General features: G+C 67.3%; 8 protein-coding genes. 1 reads left to right on the top strand and 7 read right to left on the bottom strand.

Going from position 1 to position 9,609, the window contains the following annotated elements:
* Positions 1 to 101: 101 nt before the first annotated feature.
* The 7 genes from betA to ABE571_RS18575 all read right to left on the bottom strand — a co-directional run bounded on the left by betA (position 102) and on the right by ABE571_RS18575 (position 8,718).
* A complete protein-coding gene (gene betA / locus ABE571_RS18605) occupies positions 102 to 1,772 on the bottom strand; it encodes a choline dehydrogenase (protein WP_346494380.1) in 1,671 nt (556 codons plus the stop codon).
* A gap of 25 nt (positions 1,773 to 1,797) precedes the next feature.
* The gene (betB, locus tag ABE571_RS18600) at positions 1,798 to 3,270 is read right to left on the bottom strand and encodes a betaine-aldehyde dehydrogenase (protein WP_313212700.1); all 1,473 of its coding nucleotides are present in this window, start codon (positions 3,268 to 3,270) and stop codon (positions 1,798 to 1,800) included.
* Positions 3,271 to 3,304: 34 nt separating this feature from the next.
* Positions 3,305 to 5,284: a choline BCCT transporter BetT gene (gene betT, locus ABE571_RS18595; protein ID WP_313219600.1), complete on the bottom strand. Its 1,980-nt coding sequence runs from the start codon at positions 5,282 to 5,284 to the stop codon at positions 3,305 to 3,307.
* A gap of 121 nt (positions 5,285 to 5,405) precedes the next feature.
* Entirely contained in the window at positions 5,406 to 6,143 is a 738-nt protein-coding gene (locus tag ABE571_RS18590; RefSeq protein ID WP_172838073.1) for an endonuclease/exonuclease/phosphatase family protein, read from the bottom strand.
* A gap of 50 nt (positions 6,144 to 6,193) precedes the next feature.
* Positions 6,194 to 7,021, bottom strand: a complete 828-nt coding sequence (locus ABE571_RS18585; RefSeq protein ID WP_313219601.1) for a thiol:disulfide interchange protein DsbA/DsbL — start codon at positions 7,019 to 7,021, stop codon at positions 6,194 to 6,196.
* Between the two features lie 122 nt (positions 7,022 to 7,143).
* Positions 7,144 to 7,788 carry a thiol:disulfide interchange protein DsbA/DsbL gene (locus ABE571_RS18580; RefSeq protein ID WP_313219602.1) on the bottom strand — a complete coding sequence of 215 codons (645 nt, stop codon included), beginning with the start codon at positions 7,786 to 7,788 and terminating at the stop codon, positions 7,144 to 7,146.
* A gap of 129 nt (positions 7,789 to 7,917) precedes the next feature.
* The gene (locus ABE571_RS18575) at positions 7,918 to 8,718 is read right to left on the bottom strand and encodes a c-type cytochrome (protein WP_313212704.1); all 801 of its coding nucleotides are present in this window, start codon (positions 8,716 to 8,718) and stop codon (positions 7,918 to 7,920) included.
* 155 nt (positions 8,719 to 8,873) lie between these two features.
* Between ABE571_RS18575 and yihA the strand changes: the two genes are divergently transcribed.
* The gene (gene yihA, locus ABE571_RS18570) at positions 8,874 to 9,497 is read left to right on the top strand and encodes a ribosome biogenesis GTP-binding protein YihA/YsxC (RefSeq protein WP_070473671.1); all 624 of its coding nucleotides are present in this window, start codon (positions 8,874 to 8,876) and stop codon (positions 9,495 to 9,497) included.
* The last annotated feature ends 112 nt before the right edge of the window (positions 9,498 to 9,609 follow it).

Below are 9,609 nucleotides of genomic sequence, written 5' to 3'. Positions count from 1 at the left end.
GGCCCCCAATTACCTGGTGGCTTGTCGCGGCCCTGGGGCGGGAATTTCCCGTATTGGTGCCCCTCCAAAGGGTGGGCCCCTACCGATGGATCGCGGCGCCCTCAGCGCCTGGCCGGTGCGTCCCCGGCCACGTAATACGCCGCCGTGCTGCGCGGCAGCGGAGCACGCCCCCGGATCCGGTCGGCGATCTTCTCGGCGATCATGATCGTGGTGGCGTTGAGGTTGCCGGTGATGATGCGCGGCATGATCGAGGCATCCACCACACGCAGGCTCTCCATCCCGTGCACACGGCCCTGGCCGTCGACCACGCTCATCGCATCGGTGCCCATCGCGCACGAGCAGGAGGGGTGGTAGGCGGTCTCGGCATGTGCGCGCACGAAGGCATCCAGCTCCGCATCGGTCTGGCACTCGGCGCTCGGGCTGATCTCGCGGCCACGGTATTCGTCCAGCGCGGGCTGGGCGATGATCTCGCGGGTGATGCGGATCGCGTCGCGGAACTCCTGCCAGTCCTGGTCGGTGGACTGGTAGTTGAACAGGATGGAAGGGTGCTCACGCGGGTCCAGCGACTTCGCATGCACGCGGCCGCGGCTGGGCGTGCGCATCGACCCCACGTGCGCCTGGAAGCCGTGTTCCTTGACCGCGTTGGTGCCGTTGTAATTGATCGCCACCGGCAGGAAGTGATACTGGATGTTGGGCCAGTCGAAGTCCTCGCGGGTGCGAATGAAGCCACCGGCCTCGAACTGGTTGCTGGCACCGATGCCGGTGCCGGCGAACAGCCATTCCGCACCGATCGCCGGCTGGTTCCACCACTGCAGCGCCGGGTACAGCGAGACCGGCTTTTTGCAGGCGTACTGCATGTACACCTCGAGGTGATCCTGCAGGTTTTCGCCGACGCCGGGCAGGTCGTGCACCAGCGGTACGCCAAGTGCGGCCAGCAACGCCGGCGCGCCCACCCCAGAGCGCTGCAGGATCTGCGGCGAGGCGATCGCCCCGGCGCACAGCAGCACCTCGCGGCGGGCGGTAGCGTCGATCGGCTCGGCGCTGTTGCCAGCCAGGTAGCGCACGCCCACCGCGCGCTTGCCGGCGAACAGGATGCGGTCGGTGGTGGCGTGCACCACGATCTCCAGTCCCTCACGGTCCTTGGCCATGTCCAGGTAACCGCGCGCGGTACTGGAGCGGCGCCCGCGCGGGGTCACCGTGCGGTCCATCGGGCCGAAGCCTTCCTGCTGGTAGCCGTTGAGGTCATCGGTACGTGGGTAGCCGGCCTGCACGCCGGCCTCGACCATCGCGTGGAACAGCACGTTGTTGCCGTTCTTCGGCGTGGCCACGCTGACCGGGCCGTCGCCGCCGTGGTAGTCGTTGGCGCCGATGTCGCGCGTTTCCGCCTTGCGGAAGTAGGGCAGCACGTCGTGGTAGCTCCAGTCCTCGAGGCCGTCGAAGCTGGCCCACTGGTCGAAGTCCATCGCGTTGCCGCGGATGTAGCACATGCCGTTGATCAGCGAGGAACCGCCCAGGCCCTTGCCGCGGCCGCACTCCATGCGCCGGTTGTCCATGTAGGGTTCCGGCTCGGTTTCATACGCCCAGTTGTAGCGGCGGCCCTGCAGCGGATAAGCCAGTGCGGCCGGCATCTGGGTGCGGAAATCCATCCGGTAATCCGGGCCACCGGCTTCCAGCAGCAGCACGCTGACGCCGGCGTCTTCGGTCAGGCGCGCGGCCAGCGTGTTGCCGGCCGACCCGGCGCCGATGATGATGTAGTCGTATTCGCGCTTCATCGCGGTGTCTCCTGGTAAGGCCGGTTCAGAACACCGACGCGTAGCGGTCCAGTTCGATCTGGATGGATTTGGTGCGGGTGTAGGCACGCAGCGTGGCCAGCCCGTTTTCGCGGCCGACACCGGACTGCTTGTAACCGCCCACCGGCATCTGTGCCGGCGATTCGCCCCAGCTGTTGACCCAGCAGATGCCGGCCTCGAGCTGATGGATCAGGCGATGCGCGCGCGCCAGGTCCGGCGTGACCACGCCGGCGGCGAGACCGTAATCGGTGTCGTTGGCGCGGCGCACGGCCTCGTCTTCGTCGTCGTACGCCAACAGGCTCATCACCGGCCCGAAAATCTCTTCGCGCACGATGCGCATGTCATCGCGGCAATCGCTGAAGATCGTCGGTGCCACATAGCAGCCCTTGCCCAGCGTGCCGTCGGTCAGCCGTTCGCCGCCGCAGACCAGCCGTGCACCCTCGGCCTTGCCGCTGGCGATGTGCTCAAGCACGCGCTGCATGTGCGCGGCGCTGACCAGCGGGCCGAAGTTGGTGTCCTTGGCCAGCGGGTCGCCGATGCGGATGCGCTTGACCCGTTCCAGCAGTTTGGCTTCGAACGCGGCCAGGGTGCTGCGCGGCACGAACACGCGGGTGCCGTTGGTGCACACCTGACCGGAGCTGTAGAAGTTGGCCATCATCGCCACGTCGGCGGCCAGGTCCAGATCGGCGTCGGCGCAGATGATCAGCGGCGACTTGCCCCCCAGCTCCATGGTGACGTCTTTGAGCGTGGAGCTGGAGGCACTGGCCATCACCTTGCGGCCGGTGGCGGTGCCGCCGGTGAAGGAGATCTTCTCGATCAGCGGATGCTCGGTCAATGCCGAGCCGACGCCGGCGCCATCGCCGGGCAGCACGTTGAACACGCCATCGGGCAGGCCGGCCTCGGTGAAGATTTCCGCCAGCTTCAGCGCGGTCAGCGGCGTCACTTCGCTGGGCTTGAAGATCATCGCGTTGCCGGCGGCCAGCGCGGGGGCGGCCTTCCACAGCGCGATCTGGATCGGGTAGTTCCAGGCACCGATCGCGCCGACCACGCCAAGGGGCTCCTGCCGGGTGTAGAAGAAGCTGCTCTCACGCAGCGGCACCTGGCTGCCTTCCAGCCCGTGCATGACGCCGGCGTAGTACTCCAGAACGTCCGCACCGGTGACCACGTCCACGCTGAGCGTTTCGCTCAGGGCCTTGCCGGTGTTGCGCGATTCCAGCTCGGCCAGTGCATCGTTGCGCTCGCGCAGCAGCGCGACCGCCCGCAGCAGGATGCGCGAGCGCTCCACGGTGGTCAGCGCGGCCCATGCTTTCTGGCCGGCCTGGGCGCTCTCCACGGCAGCGTCGAGATCGTCGCTGTTGGCGCTGTGGACGTTGGCGAGCAGCTCGCCGTTGGCCGGATTGATGACCTGGAAGGTCTGTCCGCCCTGGGAGGGAACGTAGCGGCCGCCGATGTACAGCAGCTGGTCGGGGAGGGTAGGCATGTCGGTGACTCCTTTGCAGCGGGAGATCAGTGCGTCAACGCGTGAGATGCAGGAACTGCAGGTGACGCTCGTACTGATCGATGATGTCGTTGATGATCTGCTGGCGGCTGTAGCCGAACAGCTCGTAGTCCTGTCCACCTTCATAAAGATGCACTTCGGCGCGGTAGTAACGCTGGTTGCGGAAGCGCTGCGCGGCGAACGAAGGCGTGAGGTAGCCGCGCATGATCACCTGGTAGGTGAACACCTGTTGTTCGCCATGGTCCACCAGCAGCTCCATGTGACCCGGCTCGAACTTCGTCTGCACATCCAGGCCCTGTTCGAGCAGCTGCGCCGCGACGGCTTCGATCGCCGGCTTCACATCGGTATCCATGAACCGGTACACCTCGTCGCGGACCGGGAAATGCACCGCCTGGGTGATGCGCTGGCGCCAGCCGCGCTGGTGTCGCGATTGCCCGATCAATGGGATCGGCGAGTACTGCGAGGCTTTCTTGCGCTGCGACTCTTCGCCCAGCGCTCGGGTCAGGCCCCATAGCATCAGCAGCAACACCACCGAGAACGGCAGCGAGGCCAGCACCACTGCGGATTTGAGTGCATCCATGCTGCCGGCCAGCAGCAGTCCGGCGGTGACCAAACCGGTCATCACGCCCCAGAAAACGCGCAACCAGCGCGGGCCGTCGTCTTCCGGATTGCCGCCCTGCGAGGACAGCGTGGACAGCACCACCGTGCCGGAATCGGCCGAGGTGACGAAGAAGATGAAGCTGACGATCACCGTGACCGCGATGACGGCGCGGCTCCACGGATAGCTCTCCAGCAGCGCGTACAGCACGGTCGGCGGGTTCTCCACCGCCATCTGCGCCAGGTGTACCTGGTCGTGATGCAGGATCTGGTCCAGCGCGCTGTTGCCGAAGATCGACAGCCAGGCCAGGGTGAAGCCCAGCGGGATCAGCAGCACGCCAAGCACGAATTCGCGGATGGTGCGGCCGCGCGAGATGCGCGCGATGAACAGGCCCACGAACGGCGCCCAGCCGATCCACCAGGCCCAGTAGAACACCGTCCAGTTGCCCAGCCAGTCCGGGCGCCCGCCGTAGGCGTACACATCGAAACTCTTGCCGACCACGTTGCCCAGGTAGTCGCCCATGTTCTGCATGAAGGCATTGAGCAGGTACTGGGTGGGGCCGGCGAACAGCATGAACAGCAGCAGCGAGATCGCCAGCAGCATGTTGATGTTGGACATCCAGCGCACGCCTTTCTCCACGCCGGACACGGCCACGGTGATCGCCGCGCCCATCATCAGCACGATCAGCCCGACCTGCACCCAGGCCGCGTGCGGCACCGGGAACAAGGTGTTCAGGCCGGCGTTGAGATGCAGCACGCCAAAGCCCATGTCCGCGCCGAGGCCGAACACGGTGGCCACGATGCCCAGGGCATCCACGGTGTAGCCGATCGGCCCGTTGATGCGCTTGCCGATCAACGGATACAGCGCCGAGCGCAGCGCCAGTGGCAGGTTGTGGCGGTAGGCGAAGTAGGCCAGCGCCATCGCGGCCAGCGCGAACACGCCCCAGCCATGCAGGCCCCAGTGCAGGAACAGCAGCTGCATGGCCTGGCGCGCGCTGGCCTCGCCACTGCCGGTGCCGCCCTGCGGCGGCAACAGGTAATGGGTCAGTGGCTCGGAGACGCAGAAGAAGAACAGGGTGATGCTGATGCCTGCGGCGAACAGCATGCCGGCCCAGGACAGATAGCTGAACTCCGGCTCGTCATGGTCCGCGCCGAGTTTGACGTTGCCATAGCCGGACAACGCCACGCCGACCACGAACACCAGGTACACGGTCATCGCCAGCAGGTAATACCAGCCGACATTGCGCGAGGCCCAGGTCTGGGCATCGAGCAGCATCACGCCGGCATCGATGGGAAACACGGTGACCAGAATGGCGAATGCCGCCACGATCGTGGCGGCAAGCAGGAACACGGGTCGAAGCGTGCGCACCTCGGGCAGAGGCGGCTCCACGGTACTCATGGGGTGGGGGATACTCCCGGTGCCGGAGCGGCAGACGGCGGGATTTATCGCACAGGCGCTGTGGACAGCCTGTTTACACGCTCACGATGCCCGCCGCGCAAGGGCGGCGGGTGCACAGGGGTCAGCGCAGCGCGCTGCTCGGTACATCGATCGACATCGCCAGCGCGAGGTGATCGGAGAACGCGGCCGGCACGGCTTCGGCACTGCGTTGCTGCAGGCCGTCGCTGAGCAGGATGTGGTCGATCGCCCGGTCCGGGCGCCAGCTGGGGAAGGTCGGCACCACGCAGCCTGGCGGCTGCAGCGTCGTCTTCTGGTACAGCACCTGCATTTCCGGCCGTTCGGCCAGGCAGTTGAAATCGCCCATCAGCACGGCGTTGGGGTGGTCGGAGAGCAGATCGGCAATGAAGGCCAATTGCGACATGCGCGAATTGGTCCCCAAGGACAGATGCGCCACCGCCACCGCCAGGCCCTGGCTGCCTTCACCGAACTTGGCCAGCAGCACGCCGCGCCCGCCGATCCGGCCGGGCAGGGCGTGGTCCTGGACCTCGACCGGCTCGAGTTTGCTGAGCAGGCCGTTGGCGCTGGAGGCCACCCCACCCATCCGGCGGTTGGGCTGGTGGCTCCAGTAATTGAAGCCGGCGCGCTCGGCCAGATAGTGGGTCTGGTTGGTGAAGCCCGAGCGCAGGCTGCCGGGATCGGCCTCCTGCAGGCCGACGATGTCGTGTTCGCGGGCCATCTGCGCGATGGCATCCAGGCTGGTTCGCTTACGCCCGGCCGGCAGTGCATGCGACCAGCTGCGGGTCACGTAGTCACTGTAGCGGCGGGTGCTCGAACCGGCCTGGATATTGGCCGTCAGCAGGCGCAGGGTCCGCGTGTGGGGGGAGGTCACGACGGTTCGCTATCGCTGGATCAGTTGGCCTTGCCGGCGCGTTCGCGCGCGATCAGGTGATCGGCGATGCGCAGCATGTCCGGGAAGCCCTTGCCCTTGACCAGGTACTTGCCGTTGACGATCACCGACGGGGTGCCGGAGATCTTGCTGCGCTGGGCGAACTGCTTGGCCGAGTTGGTCTTGGCGTTGACGGCGAAGCTGCCCATCATCGCGGCGAACTGCTTCGGGTCGGCGCCGTGCTTGCCGTAGAAGTTGGCGATGTCGTCGACCGAATCACGGCCGCGCTCGCCCTTCAGGCTCTGCTCGGCATGGATCGCGGCGTACATGGCTTCGTGGGTCTTTTCCTGCAGGCCCATGGCCTGCGCGGCGTAGAACGCACGGCCGTAGTCATCCCAGGTGCCGCCGAACATGGCCGGCACGTAGACGAAATTGACATCGCTCGGCAGACCCGCCTTCCACGGCCCGATCAGCGGCTGGAACGCGGCGCAGGCCGGGCACACGTAACCGAAGATTTCGGCGACTTCGATCTTGCCGGTGGCCGGCTGGAACGGCTGGCCATTCTCGATCACCACATAGTCGGTGCCGGCAACCGGCTCCGGGCCGGTCGGGCGCGACGAGGCCGGCGCCGGCGCCGGGGTGGTGGCTTCGGCAGCGGCGGTCTCGGCGGCGGCGGTTTCACCGCTGGCGGCCGGGGCCTGCTCGCTCGGGGGGGCCGTTTCGGTGGCCGGGGTGCTGCTCGGCGCGGCCGGTTCGGCCGGGGCGGTGGTGTTGGCGGTACCGTCCTGCGCCTTGCAGGCAGCCAGGATCGGCAGCAGGGCCATGAGCGTAATGGCGAAACGGGTCTTCATCGAAGCATCTCCAGCGGATGAGCATGGTGGGGCCGATGCTGGAAGCACCGGCCAGGGAAGCATGATGACACGCGGAAACGAGCGTCCCGCGTGCACGGTGCGTGATGGTTCAGCGAGCGCTGTTAGAGCGCCTTGCCGCTGCGCGCACGGGCGATCAGGGCATCTGCATTGCGCAGCATCGACTCGAACGAGTCGCCCTTGACCAGGTACACGCCATTGACGATCAGCGTCGGCGTGCCGGGCACCTTGGTGCGCAGGGCGAAGGCACGGGCGGCCTTGACCTTGGCATCCACGGCGTCGCTCTTGAGCGCGGTGATGTACTGCGCCGGGGCCACGCCAAAGCCCTGGTAGAACGCGGCCAGTTCATCCGGCGAGACGTTCTGCATCGGCAGCGAGCCCTTCTCATGCAGGGCATCGAACATGGCGCGGTGGCTGCGCTTGGCCACGCCCAGCTGGTCGGCGGCGTAGTAGGCGCGGGCAAACGAATCCCACACGCCCCCGAAAGCGGCCGGCACCGGGGTGAAGCGGACGTCCTTGGGCAGCTTGGCGGCCCAGGCTTCCAGCTGCGGCTCGAAGTGCGCGCAGTGCGGGCAGGTGTAGCCGAACATCTCCACGACTTCGATCTTGCCGGCCAGCGGCGCGAACGGACCGGCATCGGCGATGCGTTCGTAATCCTTGCCCTCCACCAGCGGGGCCGGGGTGGCAGCGAGGGTGGTCAACGGGCTCAGGGCCAGCAGCAACAACATCAGGCGGGGCATCAACGTCATCTACATCCATCTCCATACAGAAAAAACGACGCCGGCCCAGTCGCCGGCGTGCCAGTGAACATACCCCGCCGGCCGGGGCGTCCGCATCCGTCATCCGACCAAGGGGATGCGCTGCGGGGTGGGCGGTCGTCAGGGAGCCTGCGCGCCTCCGGCGACCGGGGTGGCGGCTGCGGCGACGTCATCGGCCCGGTTGTGCAGGCCCTGCAGGTAGCTGGCCAGGGCCTGGATTTCCTGCTCGGTCAACGACTTGGCGATCGTGGCCATGATCTGGAAGTGGGCCTTGTCCGTTTCCTGGGTGGTCCCGGCCTGGTACTCCTGCAGGCGGCGCGCGACATACGCTGCGTGCTGGCCACTGATATGCGGGTAGGCCGGGCCGGGATTGCCCGCGCCGGTGGGGCCGTGGCACGCCATGCAGGCCGGGATGCCGCGCTCGGCATCGCCGCCGCGATACAGCTGCTGGCCGATCTCATAGAACTTCTTGCCCGCGTACGGGCCCTCGGTCACCGCGCCATCGTCGGCGATGCCGGCCGTGGCCTTCTGCGTGGCGAAGTAGGCACCGATGTCGCGCATGTCCTGCGGGGTGAGGTCCTGCACGAACGGCACCATCGCCGCCGAAGCCCCGGAGGTGCGCTGCCCATTGGCGATCAGGGCCATCTGCTGGGCGCTGTAGCGCTCGCTCTGGCCGGCGATGCTCGGGTACATCTCCACCGTGGAATTGCCATCGGCCGAGTGACAGGCCGCGCAGGCGGCCGCCTTGGTCTGCCCGGCCTTGGGATCGCCCCAGGTGGTTTTGCTGAAATCGACCTCCAGCGAGGCGGTCTTGATCGGCCCGTTGTCCGGCAGGGGCGTGATCGAGGTCTGGGCAACGGCAACGGCGGCGAGCAGCGATACAGCAAGTGCGGAAACGGCAAGAACGCGAGCATGGCGCATGCGGAAGCTCCGTGTGGACCGGCCTGGCGGTTGCGGGACCGCAACCGCGGGGATCGCCCGATTATCAACGCCGTTTCACGCCACGGTCAACGCAGGGTGCAGCAAAACCGAGCGCGGGCAGCGCGGATCGGGCCCGGACATGCGATCCTATGCCCATGTCATTGCTCCTCGAACGCGCCCAATACCTGCTTTCGGCCCACAACACCCGGCAATTGCCGGAAGACGTGGGCGCGGAAGTCGCCTTTGCCGGTCGCTCAAATGCTGGCAAGTCCAGTGCCCTCAACGCCCTGACCCGCCAGAACAGCCTGGCCCGGGTCTCCAAGACCCCCGGCCGCACCCAGCAGCTGGTGTTCTTCGAGGTCACCCCGGAGGCCAAGCTGGTCGATCTGCCCGGCTACGGCTACGCCAAGGTCCCGCTGGATCTGCAGGCGCACTGGCAGGCGTTCATCGACCAGTACTTCCGTACCCGCGAGGCCCTGCGTGGCCTGGTGGTGGTGATGGACATCCGTCACCCGCTGAAGGACTACGACCGCCAGATGCTCGCCTATGCGGTGCAGCGCGGCCTGCCGGCGCACGCGCTGCTGACCAAGGCCGACAAGCTCGGCCGTGGCCAGCAGGGCATCGCCCTGCAGAAGGTGCGCAAGGAACTGCAGTCCTCCTTCGGCGATACCGTCAGCGTGCAGACCTTCTCCGGTCCCGCCCGCCAGGGCGTGGATGAAGCCCGCGGCATCATCGGCGGCTGGCTGGGCCTGAACAAGCCGGCGCCCGAAGCGGCCTGATCCGGGCGTTGCCGCGGTCCAACGGGCCGCGCGGCGCCGGGTTGTGGGGGGGGCGCGGGCGCGGGGGCGGGTCAAGCAGAGATTATGTGTGGGGGCCCCGCCGGGCCCCAAC

This window comes from Stenotrophomonas sp. TWI273 (genome assembly GCF_039674765.1).
Classification (GTDB): Bacteria; Pseudomonadota; Gammaproteobacteria; order Xanthomonadales; family Xanthomonadaceae; genus Stenotrophomonas.
This window is presented reverse-complemented; position numbering and strand designations above follow the sequence as displayed.

What these genes read in the sequence shown, in the direction of transcription:
- betA (WP_346494380.1), bottom strand. Translation starts at nt 1,772, where the DNA reads ATGAAGCGCGAATACGACTACATCATCATCGGCGCCGGGTCGGCCGGC.
- betB (WP_313212700.1), bottom strand. Translation starts at nt 3,270, where the DNA reads ATGCCTACCCTCCCCGACCAGCTGCTGTACATCGGCGGCCGCTACGTT.
- betT (WP_313219600.1), bottom strand. Translation starts at nt 5,284, where the DNA reads ATGAGTACCGTGGAGCCGCCTCTGCCCGAGGTGCGCACGCTTCGACCC.
- ABE571_RS18585 (WP_313219601.1), bottom strand. Translation starts at nt 7,021, where the DNA reads ATGAAGACCCGTTTCGCCATTACGCTCATGGCCCTGCTGCCGATCCTG.
- ABE571_RS18580 (WP_313219602.1), bottom strand. Translation starts at nt 7,788, where the DNA reads ATGACGTTGATGCCCCGCCTGATGTTGTTGCTGCTGGCCCTGAGCCCG.
- ABE571_RS18575 (WP_313212704.1), bottom strand. Translation starts at nt 8,718, where the DNA reads ATGCGCCATGCTCGCGTTCTTGCCGTTTCCGCACTTGCTGTATCGCTG.
- yihA (WP_070473671.1), top strand. Translation starts at nt 8,874, where the DNA reads ATGTCATTGCTCCTCGAACGCGCCCAATACCTGCTTTCGGCCCACAAC.